Below are 16,064 nucleotides of genomic sequence, written 5' to 3' on the forward strand. Positions count from 1 at the left end.
CGCCGAATCCACCGCCGAAGGGCGGCACCCCACTGAACGGGGTGCCGCCCTTCGGGGCGTGCGAGGGGGCTGCGAGCCGCCCGGCCACCTGCTACTTGCGCATGACCTCGGGCTCGTGGCGGCGCAGGAAGCGGGCCACGAAGAAGCCGCAGATCACGCCGAGGACGATCAGGGCCGCCATGTCCAGGCCCCAGGCGCCGACGGTGTGCTCCCACAGCGGGTCGGCCTCGGATCCCTGCTCGGGCGGGCTGATCTTATTGAAGTCCAGCGTGGCACCGGCCGCGGCGACCGCCCAGCGCGACGGCATCAGGTACGAGAACTGGTTGACGCCCACCGCGTCGTTCAGGGCGAAGAGGCAGCCGGTGAAGACGACCTGGATGATCGCGAACATGACCAGCAGCGGCATGGTCTTCTCGGCGGTCTTGACCAGCGAGGAGATGATCAGGCCGAACATCATCGAGGTGAAGCCCAGCGCCATGATCGGCAGTGACAGCTCGACCAGGGGCAGGCCGCTCAGGACCAGGCCCTCCTCGGGGATCTCCCGGGTCGCGAAGCCGATCACGCCGACCAGCAGGCCCTGGAGCACGGTGACCGTGCCGAGCACGAAGACCTTGGACATCAGGTACGCGGACCGGGAGAGGCCGGTCGCGCGTTCCCGCTCGTAGATGACCCGTTCCTTGATCAGCTCGCGGACGGAGTTCGCGGCGCCGGCGAAGCAGGCGCCGACCGCGAGGATCAGCAGGACCGTGGTGGCGGTGCCGTTGGGAATGATCCGGCCGGTCTGCGGGTTGGCGGGATTGGGCAGCAGGCCCTTGTCCGGGTCGATGAGCAGGCTGACCGCGCCCAGCACCGCGGGCAGGATCACCGTCAGGGCGAGGAAGCCCTTGTCGGAGACGATCACCGAGACGTAGCGCCGGACCAGGGTGACGAACTGGGACATCCAGCCCTGCGGTTTCGGCGGCTTCATCGCCTGCATCGCGGGCACCTGTACGCACTGCGGCGCCACGGCGTCGATGTCGGCGGCGTACATCTGGTAGTGCTGCGAGCCCTTCCAGCGGCCCGCCCAGTCGTAGTCGCGGTAGTTCTCGAAGGCGGAGAAGACGTCGGCCCAGGTGTCGTAGCCGAAGAAGTTCAGCGCCTCCTCGGGCGGACCGAAGTACGCCACCGAACCGCCCGGCGCCATCACGAGGAGCTTGTCGCAGGTCGCCAGCTCGGCCACCGAGTGGGTGACGACGAGGACCGTGCGGCCGTCGTCGGCCAGGCCGCGCAGCAGCTGCATGACGTCGCGGTCCATGCCCGGGTCGAGGCCGGAGGTCGGCTCGTCCAGGAAGATCAGCGACGGCTTGGTGAGCAGCTCCAGGGCGACGGAGACGCGCTTGCGCTGGCCGCCGGACAGGGACGTGACCTTCTTGTCCTTGTGGATGTCCAGCTTCAGCTCGCGCAGCACCTCGTCGATGCGGGAGTCGCGCTCGGCGGCCGTGGTGTCGGCCGGGAAGCGGAGCTTCGCCGCGTACTTGAGGGCCTTCTTGACGGTCAGCTCCTTGTGCAGGATGTCGTCCTGCGGGACCAGACCGATGCGCTGGCGCAGCTCGGCGAACTGCTTGTACAGGTTCCGGTTGTCGTAGAGGACCTCGCCCTGGTCGGCGGGCCGGTACCCGGTGAGCGCCTTCAGCAGGGTCGACTTGCCGGATCCGGACGGGCCGATCACCGCGATCAGCGACTTCTCGGGTACGCCGAAGGAGACGTCCTTGAGGATCTGCTTGCCGCCGTCGACCGTGACGGTCAGGTGGCGGGCGGAGAAGGACACCTCACCGGTGTCGACGAACTCCTCGAGCCGGTCGCCGACGATCCGGAACGTCGAGTGGCCGACGCCCACGATGTCGGTCGGGCCGAGCAGCTGGGAGCCGCCCTTCGCGATCGGCAGACCGTTGACGTACGTGCCGTTGTGCGAGCCCAGGTCGCGGATCTCCATGCGGCCGTCGGGCGTCGCGTGGAACTCCGCGTGATTGCGGGACACCTGCAGGTCGGAGACGACCAGCTCGTTCTCCAGGGCACGGCCGATGCGCATCACACGCCCGAGCGAGAACTGGTGGAACGTGGTCGGGCTCCGGTCGCCGTGTGCCGGTGGCGCCCCCGCCGCGCCGCCGGGTCCCTGTTGCTGCGGGAAGTGCGCCGCGGCCTGCTGCGGCTGCGGTGCGGCCTGCTGCGGCTGCTGCTGCCAGCCGGGCTGCGGTGCCTGCTGCGGATGCCCGTGCTGCGCGGCCTGCTGCGGTGGCTCCTGCACCGGGGCCTGCTGCGCCCAGCCCGCGTTCGCGCCCTGCGCGGCGTACGGCTGCTGCTGCGGCTGGGCCTGCGGCGTGCCGACGGCGGCCTGGGCGCCGGTCAGGCTCACGCGCGGCCCGTCGGTGGCGTTGCCCAGGTTCAGCACCGTGCCGGCGCCGAGTTCCATCTGCTGGACCCGCTGCCCGTGCACGAAGGTGCCGTTGGTGCTGCCGTGATCCTCGACCACCCAACTGCGGCCGTTGAAACTGATCGTGGCATGCCGCCAGGAGACCCTGGCGTCGTCAAAAACAAGCTCCCCCTGCGGATCGCGTCCTAGCGCGTACGACCGGGACGGGTCGAGCGTCCAGGTCTGTCCATTGGATTCCAGTACGAGTTCCGGCACTCCAGCCCCACTGAGTTGTCCCCCGATGTACCCCCGTCGCGGGGAGTCTAGGGATGTCGAACATCGGGGGGAACTATTTCAGGCTCGGGGCCCTGACCGAAAGTCGGGCCTTGTGAAAAGTGCGTAGGCGCCCATCGGCCGTTGTCGCCGCCGGGGTTGAAACCTGCGCGGAGAGTGGCATTCCACGCGAGGGGGACATGCGCGCGGCGGGCCCGCCGGGCAGATCACCCGCGGCGGTCGTGGCCGTCGCGGCAGCCGCGGCGCTCGAGGCGGGTGGTGCGTTGCCACCGTCCGGCGATGTGTCCGCGTTCGGGCTGAAAGGTATGGAGGCGCACACGGCCGTCGACATCCCGCCATTCCCCACTGCCCCGCTCGCCCTTGCCCGCCCGCTCGCCCTCGTCGGCAGGCGGGCGGCACTGTTGACACAGAGTGCCGTAATGGTGACAGAGGGGCGCTACCGGCATCAGTGAGCCGGGGCGGGCGCCGCGTGCTTGCCCGGCTGTCCGTCAGGCGGACCTCGGCAGCGCACGGCACCGAGTGCCGGATACGGTGGAAACACCATGAGCGCTACGCAGACCTCTGACGTTCCCACGCTTCTCGTCAAGATCTTCGGCAAGGACCGGCCCGGCATCACGGCCGCCCTGTTCGACACTCTCGCCGCCTACTCCGTCGACGTCGTCGACATCGAGCAGGTCGTCACCCGCGGCCGGATCGTGCTGTGCGCGCTCGTGTCCGAGCCGCCCCGCGGCCTGGAGGGCGATCTGCGGGCGACCGTCCACAGCTGGGCCGAGTCGCTGAAACTGCAGGCGGAGATCATCTCCGGCATCGGCGACAACCGGCCGCGCGGTCTCGGCCGCTCTCTGGTCACGGTGCTCGGCCACCCGCTCACCGCCGAGGCCACGGCGGCCATAGCGGCCCGGATCGCCGAGTCCGGCAGCAACATCGACCGCATCTTCCGGCTGGCGAAGTACCCGGTGACGGCCGTCGAGTTCGCCGTGTCCGGTGCGGAGACCGAGCCCCTGCGGACCGCGCTGGCCACCGAGGCCGCGGCGCTCGGCGTGGACATCGCGGTCGTGGCGGCGGGGCTGCACAGGCGGGCACAGCGCCTGGTCGTGATGGACGTGGACTCCACGCTGATCCAGGACGAGGTCATCGAGCTGTTCGCCGCGCACGCCGGCTGCGAGGACAAGGTCGCCGAGGTGACGGCGGCCGCGATGCGCGGGGAACTGGACTTCGAGCAGTCGCTGCACGCACGCGTGGCGCTGCTGGCGGGGCTGGACGCCTCGGTGGTGGAGAAGGTCCGTGCAGAGGTGCGGCTGACGCCGGGCGCCCGCACCCTGATCCGCACCCTGAAGCGGCTCGGCTACCAGGTGGGAGTCGTCTCCGGCGGCTTCACCCAGGTCACCGACGATCTGAAGGAACGGCTGCGGCTGGACTTCGCCCAGGCCAACACGCTGGAGATCGCCGACGGACGGCTGACCGGCCGGGTCACCGGGGAGATCGTGGACCGGGCGGGCAAGGCACGGCTGCTGCGCCGGTTCGCCGCCGAGGCGGGTGTACCGCTGTCGCAGACCGTGGCGATCGGTGACGGCGCCAACGACCTGGACATGCTGAACGCGGCCGGACTGGGGGTCGCCTTCAACGCCAAGCCGGTGGTGCGCGAGGCGGCGCACACCGCGGTGAACGTGCCCTTCCTGGACACGGTCCTCTACCTGCTGGGCATCACCCGCGAGGAGGTCGAGGCCGCGGACACGCTGGACGAGGATCTCGGCGCGGGCCTGGGCCTGCCGCTCGACCGGGTCTGAGGGACCAGCGCGCACTGCGGACGTGGGGCCCGCGCCGTGTGGTGGCCGGGCCCTGCGCCGAGCGGGTCGGTCAGCCCGTCGTGATCAGTCGGTCGGCGCCCAGTAGTCGACGAGCGAGGCCCGGCCGGGCTCCACGTCCTTCCAGTCCCCCGTGAAGGTCAGGACGGCGAAGGCGGCGGTCGGGAAGCCCCGGCCGGTCATCCGCTCGCGGGCCTCGTCCTCCGCCGAGCCGGCCAGGATCTCGGCGAGCCCCTCCATGCCCGGGTTGTGGCCGATCACCAGCACGTTTCGCAGGTCGTCCGGGGTTTCGTTGAGCACGGCGATCAGCTCACCGGGCGAGGCCTCGTAGATCCGCTCCTCGTAGACGGTTTTCGGCCGGTGCGGGAACTCCTGGACGGCGAGCTTCCAGGTCTCGCGGGTCCGGGCCGACGTGGAGCACAGGGCCTGGTCGAAGGGGACGCCGGTGTCCGCCAGCCGGCGCCCGGCCTCTGCGGCGTCCTTGCGGCCCCGATCGGCGAGCGGCCGCTCGTGGTCGGTCACCTGTGGCCAGTCGGCTTTCGCATGCCGGAAAAGGACAATCCTGCGGGGTTCTGCGACGCTCATGGCATCCAGCTTCGCATGAAACAGGCCATGGGGCGCAGGGAGTTGACATGCGGATTCACCGCCGCGAGCGCTTCCGGGGCCGGGGGTACGGCCTCAGCGCAGGATCAGCTGCTGCAGCCACTCCAGAAGGTGGACGATCCCGGGCTGCTCCGCGGCCGCCTGTGCGTCGGCCGGGTTGAGTATCAGCAGGAGCAGGGTCATGAAGGCGGGGACGGGAAGGGCCAGGGCCCACCAGGGCAGCCGCGTCTCGGTGCCGCTTCCGGTCGTCCTGTCCGCCCCCGGCGCCCGGGGAGGCGGAGTGTGGGTGGTGACCGCCATGAGTGCCTCCGCTGGTCCTCGAACTCCGTCGTCCGTGCTCCGCGGGCCGCCTGCCCCGGGCACATCTCGAAGTTACGGAATCCGCGGGCCCCGACCCATCCGGAGTCCCACCCACTTGACCCTGACCCTTGCCCCCTAGGGGACGGGGGGTTAACCCCACCGCCCGGGAGCGGAGGCAGGGGCGGGGGCAGAAGCAAGGCTCACGGGGAGGCCATCGTCGCGATGATGCCGATGATCACGAAGATCGCGAGGAAGGAGCCGAAGACGATCAGCATCTTCTTCTGGCCGTGCTTCGGGTTCGGGTCGAGGACTGGCATGCGGCAAGTCTCGCATCCGCCTCCGTGACCGGGTGCGGCGGGCCGGGCGGCCTCCCGCTCCGGGCCAGGTGGTCTCCCGGTCCGGGTCAGCGGCCCGCCTCGTCCTCCACCGTGCGGTCGCGTCCCGCCAGGACGCCCACCACGATCTGCGGCACCATCAGGGCGCACATCAGCGTGATCGGCAGTCCCCACCCGCCGCTGTGCTGGTAGAGCACGCCCACCAGGAGCGGGCCCGGGATGGAGATCAGGTAGCCGGTGCTCTGCGCGAAGGCGGACAGCTGGGCGACGCCCGCGCCGGTCCTGGCCCGCATGCCGACCATGGTCAGCGCGAGCGGGAAGGCGCAGTTGGAGATGCCGAGCAGCAGGGCCCAGGCCCAGGCGCCGCCGACCGGGGCGAAGTACAGACCGGCGTATCCGGCGAGCCCGCACAGGCCGAGGACCAGCACGATCGGGCCCTGATGGGGCAGCCGGGTGGCGACGCGCGGGATGACGAAGGCGAGCGGTACGCCCATCACCATGATGACGGCGAGCAGCAGTCCGGCGGTGCCGGCCGAGACGCCCGAGTCCCGGAAGATCTGGGCCATCCACCCCATCGTGATGTAGGCGGCGGTGGCCTGGAGCCCGAAGAAGACGGCCAGCGCCCAGGCCGTGCGGCTGCGGGTGATGCGCAGCGGGGGCTGCTCGGGGGCCGGCCCGGCTCCCCGGCCGCCCGGGGCGTCCGCGGTCCGTTCCGGCGCCGGCGCCGACTGGGGGGCTTCCCGGTGCCGTACGAACGGGATCCACGCCAGGACGGCCGCCACGCCCAGGGTGGCCCACACCGCGAGGCCGGGCTGCCAGCCGCCGCCCAGCGCGTTCGTCACGGGCACGGTCGCCGCGGCGGCGATGGAGGTGCCGAAGGCGAGGGCCATCGAGTACAGGCCGGTCATGGAGCCGACCCGGTCGGGGAAGTACCGCTTGACGATGACCGGCATCAGGACGTTGCTGACCGCGATGCCCATCAGCGCGAGGGCGGTGGCGGCCAGGAACCCGGCCGTGCCGCCGGCGTACGGGCGTATGAGCAGGCCCGCGGTGATGGCGACCATGCCGGCCCAGACCACCGCGCCGGGTCCGAATCGGCGGGCCAGCCGGGGCGCCATGACCCCGAAGACGGCGAAGCAGAGCGGGGGCACGGAGGTGAGGAGTCCGGCGACGCTGCCGCTCATGCCCAGCCCGTCGCGTACCTCCTCCAGGAGGGCGCCCAGGCTGGTGATGGCGGGGCGCAGGTTGAACGCGGCGAGCACGATCCCGAGCATGAGCAGGCGGGTGGTCCACGTCGTCCACGCGCGGGGGAACGACGTGGACGACATGGACGGCGTGGACGCCGCTTGGCCGGGCTCCGCGCGCGTCCCCGTCACGGTCAGGGTCTCCGTCTTGTCCGTACGGGTCTCCGTCCGGGTTTCCTCACTAGGCATGAGACCCATCATAGAATCATGGGATGATTGCTTGTCCACTCGCTCCACTCCCCTCCGAAGGTGAGCCATGCCACTGAGCCATCCCCGCCGTTCAGCGTTGTCCGAGCAGGTCATCGCGGCGCTGCGGCAGCAGGTCGCCTCGGGCGAGTGGCCGGTCGGCACCCGCATCCCGACCGAGCCCGAGCTGGTCGAGCAGCTCGGTGTCGCCCGGAACACGGTGCGGGAGGCGGTCCGCGCGCTGGCCCACAACGGCCTGCTGGACATCCGCCAGGGCTCGGGCACGTACGTCGTGGCGACGAGCGAGCTGGCGGGCGTGATGCAGCGCCGTTTCGCGGACACCGACCCCCGGCACATCGCGGAGCTGCGCTCCACGCTGGAGTCGGCCGCCGCCCGGCTCGCCGCCGAGCGGCGCACGGAGAAGGACCTCAAGCAGCTCGACGCGCTGCTGGTGCGCCGTGAGGAGGCCTTCGAGACGGGCGACACGGAGGCGTTCGTGACGGCGGACGCGAACTTCCACCTGGCCGTCGTGGCCGCCTCGCACAACGACGCGATGACCGCGATGTACGCGGACCTGGACGAGGTGATGCGGGACTGGCTGCGCGGGGACGTCGGCAGTGAGCTGACGCCCGACGCGCACATGGACCACACCCGGCTGGTGGACGCGATCCGCGCGGGGGACGCCGAGACGGCGCGTCGGGAGGCCGCGGACTACCCGTTCCTGTGCCGCCCCGGCCCGGTCGGCTGAGCCGGGACACGCCCGGGACGGGAGACACGCCGGAGAGACACGCCGGGGGCCCGCACCCCCTCAGGGATGCGGGCCCATGGGGCTCGTCGTCCGGCGCTCAGGCGCCGATCGCGTGCAGACCGCCGTCGACGTGGATGATCTCGCCCGTGGTCTTGGGGAACCAGTCGCTCAGCAGCGCCACGATGCCGCGGCCGGCCGGGTCCGGGTCCTTCAGGTCCCACTCCAGCGGGGAGCGGCTGTCCCACACGGAGGCGAGGTCCGCGAAGCCCGGGATGGACTTGGCGGCCATGGAGCCGATCGGGCCCGCCGAGACCAGGTTGCAGCGGATCTTCTGCTTGCCGAGGTCACGGGCCATGTACCGGCTGGTGGCCTCCAGCGCGGCCTTGGCCGGGCCCATCCAGTCGTACTGCGGCCAGGCGTACTGCGCGTCGAAGGTCAGACCGACGACCGAGCCGCCGTTCTGCATCAGCGGCAGGCAGGCCATCGTCAGCGATTTCAGGGAGTACGCGGAGACGTGCATGGCGGTGGCGACCGACTCGAACGGCGTGTTCAGGAAGTTGCCGCCGAGGGCGTCCTGCGGCGCGAAGCCGATGGAGTGCACGACGCCGTCGAGGCCGCCCAGCTCCTCGCCGACCACGTCGGCGAGCCGCCCGAGGTGCTCGTCGTTGGTCACGTCCAGCTCGATGACCTTGGTGGGCTTCGGCAGCTTCTTCGCGATGCGCTCGGTCAGGGTGGGCCGCGGGAACGCCGTCAGGATGATCTCGGCGCCCTGCTCCTGGGCCAGCTTGGCGGCGTGGAAGGCGATGGAGGACTCCATCAGCACACCGGTGATCAGGACGCGCTTGCCCTCGAGGATTCCGCTCATGGTGATCAGTGACCCATTCCCAGTCCGCCGTCTACGGGGATGACGGCTCCAGTGATGTACGAGGCGTCGTCCGACGCGAGGAACCGCACCGTCGCGGCGATCTCCTCCGACCGCGCCAACCGGCCGAGCGGCACCTGCGCGAGGATCTTGGCCTGCTGCTCCTCGCTCAGTTCCCTGGTCATGTCGGTGTCGACGAAGCCGGGCGCGACGACGTTGAAGGTGAGGTTGCGCGAGCCCAGCTCACGGGCGAGGGAGCGCGCGAAGCCGACCATCGCGGCCTTGGAGGCGGCGTAGTTCGCCTGGCCCGCGGAGCCGAGGAGCCCGACCACGGAGGAGATGAGGACGACGCGGCCCTTCTTGGCGCGCAGCATGCCGCGGTTGGCGCGCTTGACGACGCGGAAGGTGCCGGTGAGGTTGGTCTCGACGACGGACGTGAAGTCCTCCTCCGACATCCGCATCAGGAGCTGGTCCTTGTTGATGCCGGCGTTGGCGATCAGGACCTCGACGGGGCCGTGCGCCTCCTCGACCTCCTTGTAGGCCTGCTCCACCTGCTCGGTGTCGGTGATGTCGCACTTGACGGCCAGGAAGCCCTCCGGCGGCTCACCCGAGCGGTACGTGATCGCGACGTTGTCGCCGGCGTCGGCGAAGGCGCGGGCGATGGCGAGGCCGATGCCCCGGTTTCCTCCGGTGACGAGAACCGAGCGGCTCAACGGATCACCCTTTCCCTAGCGGTCGTAACCCGCCGGAGCACCCGTACGGTGGGCGTCGACGGCAGGCGGCTTCCTCGAAAACCTATCGGTCCCCGACCGTCCGCAGAGACTCGGGCACCCACAGTGGCTTACGAAGCTGTCTGTCGGGTCCCTACAGAAGACGCCCTGTCCGTTGATCAGCGCCGGTCGTCTTCGCGCTCGGCGAGCAGCAGTGCCGGCGGATCGACGCCCTCGACCACCTGGCAGTGCGGCATGCCGGGCCGGTCGGCGACCGTGACTGGCTTCACGACCGTGCACTCGGCCCACACCGTCTTGCCCGGTCCCGTTCGCCTCTCCACGCCCCAGCGGTCGGCGACCGCCGCCACGAGGAGCAGGCCCCGCCCGCCCTCGTCGTCCGCGGCGGGCCGGGCCGTCGGCGCCGGGAGTTCCGGGTGCGTGTCGGACACCTCCACGCGGACGAGCCCCGCGGAGCGGTCGTACACGAGCCGCAGCTCGAAGTCGCGCCCGGGGACGCAGCCGTGGAGGGCCGCGTTGGCGGCGAGTTCGGAGACGACGAGCGTGATCGTGTCGGAGGCCGGGCTGTCGTAGGGCAGCTGCCACAGGGCGAGCTGGTGCGTGGCGAGTCTGCGGGCGAGGCGGGCGCCCCTGCGCGTGGCGGAGAAGCGCTGCGCGAACACACTTACGGTTACGGCCTCTCGGGCCCGTGGCGCTGACATGCGCCCAGCGTTCCGATCCGTCCCCGACCCCCAACAGGGACGATGCCCATACACACGCCGCTGTATCGGTGCACACTCTGGACTGGGTGGGTAACACTCCGTGACTCTGGGTGGGTCGGGCGTCGTTGGGCGAGGCGTGAAAAGGCGGGCACGGGAGGTACGCGGCGATGAAGGCGGACAGCGGCAACGCGAACGGTACGGAAGCGGAACTCTCCGACAGTCTCAAGACCTTCGGCGCGGTTCTCAAGGCCCTGCGCGAGGAATCCCGCCTGACGCAGGAGGAGTTCGCGCTGCGGGTGCAGTACTCGGCGGCCTACGTCGCCAAGATCGAACAGGGGAAGCGGTTCCCTCCGGGGGACCTGCCCACGCGGGCGGCGGAGGTGCTGGGCCCGGTCGCGGTCAAGGTCCTCAGCGCGGCGGCGAAGAGCCTGACGAGGAGGGCGGTACTGGCTTCCTGGTTTCGGCAGTGGGCCGAGATCGAAGAAGACGCGATCTCCCTGTACGCGTACGAGTGCCGAGCGATTCCGGGGCTGTTGCAGCCTGAGGCATACATCCGGGCGATCTTCGACCGACGGCTGCCGCCCGCCTCCGAGGAACAGATCGAACGCGAGGTCGCGTCTCGGCTGGAGCGACAGCAACTGGTCTCCGCCAACCAGAACACCGCGTTCAGCTTCGTTATCGAGCAAGGCGTCGTAGCGCGGCGTATGGGAGGCCGCGCTGTCACCAGGCAAGTCATCGATCATCTTCTTGAGATGGGCGCGCGGCGCAATGTCGAGATCCAGATCATGGCCACCGTGCAGGAGGACCACTGCGGCATCGACGGTCAGATGTATCTCGCGGAGTCAACTGCTCACCAGTGGCTCGGCTACACCGAAGGCCAGCGCTCAAGCAGCCTGATCTCAGCGCCCAAGGACGTGAGTGTCCTGCTCCAGCGCTATGGCAAGCTGCGTTCCCAAGCCCTGGACTGTCGGGCTACCGTGACGCTGCTGGAAGAGATGGGAGCAGCGCTATGACTACCGACCACGAGCTGAGCTGGTTCAAGAGCAGCTACAGCGGCAGCGAGAACGACAACTGCGTCGAGGTCGCCCTGCGCACCGGGACAGTGCACGTCCGCGACTCCAAGGACACGCGCATCCGGCCTCTCGCCGTCACGCCGTCCGCGTGGACCGCATTCGCAACACACGCGGCCGAGGCGTCGCTGGACGGCTGAGTCCTCATCGCACACGACCTGAGCGGATACGGGCGAGGAGCACTATGAGCGCCACTGATCAACTGAGCTGGTTCAAGAGCAGCTACAGCGGCGGGGACGGAGACAACTGCGTCGAGGTCGCCCTGTGCCCCGAGGCGATTCACGTCCGCGACTCGAAGGACAAGCGCATTCGGCCCCTCGCCGTCACCCCCACGGCGTGGACCGCGTTCACGGCGCTCGCGGCAGGCGCACCCGCGGGCGGCTAAGTTCGGCCGTACATCACACCGGCGGGCGGGCACGGGAGTTGTTCTCGTGCCCGCCCGCGTTTGAAGGGATCTCCCCGTGCCCCATGACCTCGATCAGTCCTTCACGGCACTCCCCCTGCGCCCCCTCGCCGACGCCGCCCTCGCCCGCGCGCGTGCCCTCGGGGCCGAGCACGCCGACTTCCGGCTCGAACGGGTGCGCAGCGCCTCCTTGCGGCTGCGGGACGCCCGGCCCGCCGGGTCGTCGGACACCACCGACCTCGGGTACGCGGTACGGGTGGTGCACGGCGGTACGTGGGGCTTCGCGTCCGGCGTGGACCTGACCCTGGACGCCGCGGCCAGGGTCGCCTCGCAGGCGGTGGCGATGGCGAAGCTGTCGGCGCAGGTGATCAAGGCGGCCGGGTCGGACGAGAGGGTGGAGCTCGCGGACGAGCCCGTGCACGCCGACAAGACCTGGGTGTCGGCGTACGGGATCGATCCCTTCACCGTGCCCGACGCGGAGAAGTCGGCGCTGCTGGCCGACTGGAGCGCGCGGCTGCTGGCGGCCGACGGGGTCGATCACGTGGACGCCTCGCTGCTCACCGTGCACGAGAACAAGTTCTACGCCGACACCACCGGGACGTCGACCACGCAGCAGCGGGTACGGCTGCACCCCGTGCTCACCGCCGTGTCGGTGGACGACTCCAGCGGCGAGTTCGACTCCATGCGTACCCTCGCGCCCCCGGTCGGGCGCGGGTGGGAGTACCTGACCGGGACCGGCTGGGACTGGGACGCCGAGCTGGCCGAGATGCCCGGGCTGCTGGCGGAGAAGATGCGGGCGCCCAGCGTCGAGGCGGGGCTGTACGACCTGGTCGTCGACCCGTCGAACCTGTGGCTGACCATCCACGAGTCCATCGGGCACGCTACCGAGCTGGACCGTGCGCTCGGGTACGAGGCCGCGTACGCCGGCACCTCCTTCGCCACCTTCGACCAGCTCGGCACGTTGCGCTACGGCTCCGAGCTGATGAACGTCACCGGCGACCGCACCGCCGAGCACGGGCTGGCGACGATCGGCTACGACGACGAGGGCGTCGCGGGCCAGTCCTGGGACCTGGTGAAGGACGGCAGGCTGGTGGGGTACCAGCTGGACCGGCGGATCGCGCGGCTCACCGGCTTCGAGCGGTCCAACGGGTGCGCCTACGCCGACTCCCCCGCCCACGTGCCGGTGCAGCGCATGGCCAACGTGTCGCTGCGGCCGGATCCGGGCGGGCTGGCCACCGAGGATCTGATCGGTGGTGTCGACCGCGGGATCTACGTGGTCGGGGACCGGTCGTGGAGCATCGACATGCAGCGGTACAACTTCCAGTTCACCGGTCAGCGGTTCTTCCGGATCGAGAACGGGCGGCTCGCGGGGCAGCTGCGGGACGTGGCGTACCAGGCGACGACGACCGACTTCTGGGGGTCGATGGCGGCGGTCGGCGGGCCGCAGACGTACGTCCTGGGCGGCGCCTTCAACTGCGGCAAGGCCCAGCCCGGTCAGGTCGCGGCCGTCTCGCACGGCTGCCCCTCCGCCCTCTTCAAGGGCGTCAACATTCTGAACACGACGCAGGAGGCCGGTCGATGAGCGTCCGCAGCAACAAGCCGCACGAGGTCGTCGAGCGGGCGCTGGAGCTGTCCCGGGCGGACGGGTGCGTCGTGATCGCCGACGAGGAGTCGACCGCCAACCTGCGCTGGGCGGGCAACGCGCTCACCACCAACGGCGTCACGCGCGGGCGCACGCTGACGGTGGTCGCCACGGTCGACGGGCGCGAGGGCACGGCGTCCGGCGTGGTGTCGCGGTCGGCCGTGACCCTGGACGAGCTGGAGCCCCTGGTGCGGGCCGCCGAGGCCGCCGCGCGCGGCGCCGGTCCGGCCGAGGACGCGCAGCCGCTCGTTGCGGGCGTGCCCGCGTCGCCGGACTTCACCGACGCGCCGGCCGAGACGTCGTCGGCCGTGTTCGCCGACTTCGCGCCCGCCCTCGGAGAGGCGTTCGCACGCGCGCGTGCGGGCGGCCGGGAGCTGTACGGGTTCGCCAACCACGAGATGACGTCGACGTACGTGGGCACGTCGACGGGGCTCAGGCTGCGGCACGACCAGCCCAACGGGACGCTGGAGCTGAACGCCAAGTCGCCGGACCGGACCCGGTCGGCCTGGGCGGGGCGCGCCACACGGGACTTCAAGGACGTCGACCCGGCGGCTCTCGACGCCGACCTGGCCGTACGGCTGGGCTGGGCCGAGCGGCGGGTGGAGCTGCCTGCGGGGCGGTACGAGACCCTGCTGCCGCCGACCGCGGTCGCGGACCTGCTGATCTACCAGTACTGGTCGGCCTCCGGGCGGGACGCGGTCGAGGGGCGCACGGTGTTCTCCGAGCCGGGCGGCGGCACCCGGGTCGGCGAGCGGCTCGGCGCGCTGCCGCTGACCCTGCGCAGTGATCCGCACGAGCCGGGTCTGGAGAGCGCGCCGTTCGTGGTCGCGCACTCCTCGGGCGGCGACCAGTCGGTGTTCGACAACGGGCTGCCGGTGGCGGCGACGGACTGGATCCGGGCCGGGGAGCTGCACCGGCTGACGACCACCCGGCACGGCGCCGGGCTGACCGGCCTGCCGGTGGCCCCGGCGATCGGCAACCTCGTCCTGGACGGGGGCGACCCCGGCCGCTCGCTGGAGGACATGGTCGCCGCCACCGAGCGGGGGCTGCTGCTGACCTGCCTCTGGTACATCCGCGAGGTGGACCCGGCGACGCTGCTGCTGACCGGGCTGACCCGGGACGGCGTCTACCTCGTCGAGCACGGCGAGGTCGTCGGCGAGGTGAACAACTTCCGGTTCAACGAGTCGCCGGTGGGTCTGCTGGGGCGGGCCACGGAGGCCGGGCGCACGGAGAAGACGCTGCCCAGGGAGTGGGGCGACTGGTTCACCAAGGCCGCGATGCCCGCGCTGCGGGTCCCCGATTTCAATATGAGCTCTGTCAGTCAGGGCGTATAACCTCGTAGGCGTTCACCACCGGCCGTCGGCCGACCGGCCGGAGATCATCCACCGGCCGAAGATCATCAAGGAGACACGAGAACCGTGACGGACATCGTCGACGAGCTGAAGTGGCGCGGGCTGTTCGCCCAGTCCACCGACGAAGACGCATTGCGCAAGGCGCTCGCGGACGGTCCCGTCACGTTCTATTGCGGTTTCGACCCGACCGCGCCGTCCCTGCACGTGGGGCACCTGGTGCAGGTGCTCACCGTGCGCCGGCTCCAGCAGGCCGGGCACCGGCCGCTGGCGCTGGTCGGCGGGGCCACGGGGCAGATCGGCGACCCGCGCCCGACCGCGGAGCGCACGCTGAACTCCCCGGAGACCGTCGCCGGCTGGGTGCAGCGGCTGCGGGGGCAGATCGAGCCGTTCCTGACCTTCGAGGGCGAGAACGCCGCGGTGATGGTCAACAACCTCGACTGGACCGAGGGCCTGTCGGCGATCGAGTTCCTGCGGGACATCGGCAAGCACTTCCGGGTCAACAAGATGCTGACCAAGGACTCCGTGGCCCGGCGACTGGAGTCCTCCGAGGGCATCAGCTACACGGAGTTCAGCTACCAGCTGCTGCAGGCGATGGACTTCCTCCAGCTCTACCGCCGCTACGGCTGCACGATGCAGCAGGGCGGCAGCGACCAGTGGGGCAACCTGACGGCGGGGCTCGACCTGCTGCACCGGTTGGAGCCGGACGCGGGTGTGCACGCCTACGCGACGCCGCTGATGACCAAGGCGGACGGCACCAAGTTCGGCAAGACCGAGGGCGGCGCCGTCTGGCTCGACCCGGAGATGACGACACCGTACGCGTTCTACCAGTTCTGGCTGAACGTGGACGACCGGGACATCTCGACGTACATGCGCATCCTGTCCTTCCGCTCCCGCGAGGAGCTGGAGGAGCTGGAGCGGCAGACCGAGGAGCGTCCGCAGGCCAGGGCGGCGCAGCGCGCGCTCGCGGAGGAGCTGACGACGCTGGTGCACGGCGCCGACCAGACGGCCGCCGTGATCGCCGCGTCCCGGGCCCTGTTCGGGCAGGGCGACCTGACGGAGCTGGACGAGCGGACGCTGGCCGCGGCTCTCTCCGAGCTGCCGCACGCGAAGGTCGCCGAGCCCGCCCCGGTCGTGGACCTGCTCGCCGAGGTCGGCCTGGTGGCCAGCAAGTCCGCCGCGCGGCGCACGGTGAAGGAGGGCGGCGCCTACGTGAACAACGTCAAGGTCGCCGCCGAGGACGCCGTCCCCGCCAGGGAGGACCTGCTGCACGGCCGCTGGCTGGTGCTGCGCCGCGGCAAGAAGAACCTGGCCGCGGTGGAGGTCGCCGCCGGGGCCTGAGGGCCGGGCGGCAGGGAGATGTGCGGCGGGGGCGGCTTCCGGGAACCGACTGGTTCCCGGAAGC

16 protein-coding genes are annotated in these 16,064 nt (G+C 70.9%); 8 read left to right on the forward strand and 8 right to left on the reverse strand.

What is annotated here, in order from left to right; translation table 11 throughout:
• Positions 1–91 precede the first annotated feature (91 nt).
• On the reverse strand, positions 92–2,665 hold the full coding sequence (locus IG94_RS0136115; RefSeq protein WP_031047619.1) for an ABC transporter ATP-binding protein/permease: 2,574 nt from the start codon (positions 2,663–2,665) through the stop codon (positions 92–94).
• 560 nt (positions 2,666–3,225) lie between these two features.
• Here IG94_RS0136115 and serB point away from each other — a divergent pair.
• Entirely contained in the window at positions 3,226–4,470 is a 1,245-nt protein-coding gene (serB, locus tag IG94_RS0136125) for a phosphoserine phosphatase SerB (RefSeq protein ID WP_031047625.1), read from the forward strand.
• An 84-nt stretch (positions 4,471–4,554) separates the two neighbouring features.
• Here serB and IG94_RS0136130 read toward each other — a convergent pair whose 3' ends face one another.
• From IG94_RS0136130 to IG94_RS0136145, 4 genes are all read right to left on the reverse strand, one after another.
• Positions 4,555–5,073, reverse strand: coding sequence for a SixA phosphatase family protein (locus tag IG94_RS0136130; RefSeq protein WP_031047628.1), 519 nt, complete (start codon positions 5,071–5,073; stop codon positions 4,555–4,557).
• 93 nt (positions 5,074–5,166) lie between these two features.
• Positions 5,167–5,391 carry a hypothetical protein gene (locus IG94_RS0136135; protein WP_031047632.1) on the reverse strand — a complete coding sequence of 75 codons (225 nt, stop codon included), beginning with the start codon at positions 5,389–5,391 and terminating at the stop codon, positions 5,167–5,169.
• 200 nt (positions 5,392–5,591) lie between these two features.
• Positions 5,592–5,708, reverse strand: coding sequence for an SGM_5486 family transporter-associated protein (locus IG94_RS44145; RefSeq protein WP_107060805.1), 117 nt, complete (start codon positions 5,706–5,708; stop codon positions 5,592–5,594).
• Between the two features lie 86 nt (positions 5,709–5,794).
• Positions 5,795–7,054 carry a CynX/NimT family MFS transporter gene (locus tag IG94_RS0136145; protein WP_052411029.1) on the reverse strand — a complete coding sequence of 420 codons (1,260 nt, stop codon included), beginning with the start codon at positions 7,052–7,054 and terminating at the stop codon, positions 5,795–5,797.
• 172 nt (positions 7,055–7,226) lie between these two features.
• On the opposite strand from IG94_RS0136145, the gene IG94_RS0136150 reads away from it, so the two are divergent.
• A complete protein-coding gene (locus IG94_RS0136150; protein ID WP_031047640.1) occupies positions 7,227–7,904 on the forward strand; it encodes a FadR/GntR family transcriptional regulator in 678 nt (225 codons plus the stop codon).
• A gap of 97 nt (positions 7,905–8,001) precedes the next feature.
• Here the strand turns inward: IG94_RS0136150 and fabI are convergent, their stop codons facing one another.
• The 3 genes from fabI to IG94_RS0136165 all read right to left on the reverse strand — a co-directional run bounded on the left by fabI (position 8,002) and on the right by IG94_RS0136165 (position 10,195).
• Positions 8,002–8,769 (reverse strand): enoyl-ACP reductase FabI, encoded by a 768-nt coding sequence (gene fabI, locus IG94_RS0136155; protein WP_031047643.1) that lies wholly within the window; start codon positions 8,767–8,769, stop codon positions 8,002–8,004.
• A gap of 5 nt (positions 8,770–8,774) precedes the next feature.
• Positions 8,775–9,479 (reverse strand): 3-oxoacyl-[acyl-carrier-protein] reductase, encoded by a 705-nt coding sequence (gene fabG / locus IG94_RS0136160; protein WP_031047646.1) that lies wholly within the window; start codon positions 9,477–9,479, stop codon positions 8,775–8,777.
• Between the two features lie 176 nt (positions 9,480–9,655).
• The gene (locus IG94_RS0136165) at positions 9,656–10,195 is read right to left on the reverse strand and encodes an ATP-binding protein (protein WP_211269716.1); all 540 of its coding nucleotides are present in this window, start codon (positions 10,193–10,195) and stop codon (positions 9,656–9,658) included.
• Between the two features lie 167 nt (positions 10,196–10,362).
• Between IG94_RS0136165 and IG94_RS0136170 the strand changes: the two genes are divergently transcribed.
• The 6 genes from IG94_RS0136170 to tyrS all read left to right on the forward strand — a co-directional run bounded on the left by IG94_RS0136170 (position 10,363) and on the right by tyrS (position 16,000).
• The gene (locus tag IG94_RS0136170; protein WP_031047652.1) at positions 10,363–11,208 is read left to right on the forward strand and encodes a helix-turn-helix domain-containing protein; all 846 of its coding nucleotides are present in this window, start codon (positions 10,363–10,365) and stop codon (positions 11,206–11,208) included.
• Positions 11,205–11,405 carry a DUF397 domain-containing protein gene (locus tag IG94_RS0136175; RefSeq protein WP_031047655.1) on the forward strand — a complete coding sequence of 67 codons (201 nt, stop codon included), beginning with the start codon at positions 11,205–11,207 and terminating at the stop codon, positions 11,403–11,405. The genes IG94_RS0136170 and IG94_RS0136175 overlap by 4 nt, the downstream gene beginning before the upstream one ends.
• 44 nt (positions 11,406–11,449) lie before the next feature.
• Entirely contained in the window at positions 11,450–11,650 is a 201-nt protein-coding gene (locus tag IG94_RS0136180) for a DUF397 domain-containing protein (RefSeq protein ID WP_031047657.1), read from the forward strand.
• A gap of 76 nt (positions 11,651–11,726) precedes the next feature.
• Positions 11,727–13,250 carry a TldD/PmbA family protein gene (locus IG94_RS0136185; RefSeq protein WP_031047660.1) on the forward strand — a complete coding sequence of 508 codons (1,524 nt, stop codon included), beginning with the start codon at positions 11,727–11,729 and terminating at the stop codon, positions 13,248–13,250.
• The gene (locus tag IG94_RS0136190; protein ID WP_031047663.1) at positions 13,247–14,644 is read left to right on the forward strand and encodes a metallopeptidase TldD-related protein; all 1,398 of its coding nucleotides are present in this window, start codon (positions 13,247–13,249) and stop codon (positions 14,642–14,644) included. Before IG94_RS0136185 ends, IG94_RS0136190 begins: the two co-directional genes overlap by 4 nt.
• A gap of 84 nt (positions 14,645–14,728) precedes the next feature.
• Complete coding sequence (gene tyrS, locus IG94_RS0136195; RefSeq protein WP_031047666.1) at positions 14,729–16,000, forward strand: tyrosine--tRNA ligase; 1,272 nt, start codon at positions 14,729–14,731, stop codon at positions 15,998–16,000.
• Positions 16,001–16,064 lie beyond the last annotated feature (64 nt).

Origin of the sequence: Streptomyces olivaceus (assembly GCF_000721235.1) — a bacterium.
GTDB lineage: Bacteria > Actinomycetota > Actinomycetes > Streptomycetales > Streptomycetaceae > Streptomyces > Streptomyces olivaceus.

Excerpts from the sequence above, each read along its gene's own strand:
- serB (WP_031047625.1), top strand. The coding sequence starts at position 3,226 with ATGAGCGCTACGCAGACCTCTGACGTTCCCACGCTTCTCGTCAAGATC.
- IG94_RS0136130 (WP_031047628.1), bottom strand. The coding sequence starts at position 5,073 with ATGAGCGTCGCAGAACCCCGCAGGATTGTCCTTTTCCGGCATGCGAAA.
- IG94_RS0136135 (WP_031047632.1), bottom strand. The coding sequence starts at position 5,391 with ATGGCGGTCACCACCCACACTCCGCCTCCCCGGGCGCCGGGGGCGGAC.
- IG94_RS44145 (WP_107060805.1), bottom strand. The coding sequence starts at position 5,708 with ATGCCAGTCCTCGACCCGAACCCGAAGCACGGCCAGAAGAAGATGCTG.
- IG94_RS0136145 (WP_052411029.1), bottom strand. The coding sequence starts at position 7,054 with ATGTCGTCCACGTCGTTCCCCCGCGCGTGGACGACGTGGACCACCCGC.
- IG94_RS0136150 (WP_031047640.1), top strand. The coding sequence starts at position 7,227 with ATGCCACTGAGCCATCCCCGCCGTTCAGCGTTGTCCGAGCAGGTCATC.
- fabI (WP_031047643.1), bottom strand. The coding sequence starts at position 8,769 with ATGAGCGGAATCCTCGAGGGCAAGCGCGTCCTGATCACCGGTGTGCTG.
- IG94_RS0136165 (WP_211269716.1), bottom strand. The coding sequence starts at position 10,195 with ATGTCAGCGCCACGGGCCCGAGAGGCCGTAACCGTAAGTGTGTTCGCG.
- IG94_RS0136170 (WP_031047652.1), top strand. The coding sequence starts at position 10,363 with ATGAAGGCGGACAGCGGCAACGCGAACGGTACGGAAGCGGAACTCTCC.
- IG94_RS0136175 (WP_031047655.1), top strand. The coding sequence starts at position 11,205 with ATGACTACCGACCACGAGCTGAGCTGGTTCAAGAGCAGCTACAGCGGC.
- IG94_RS0136180 (WP_031047657.1), top strand. The coding sequence starts at position 11,450 with ATGAGCGCCACTGATCAACTGAGCTGGTTCAAGAGCAGCTACAGCGGC.
- IG94_RS0136190 (WP_031047663.1), top strand. The coding sequence starts at position 13,247 with ATGAGCGTCCGCAGCAACAAGCCGCACGAGGTCGTCGAGCGGGCGCTG.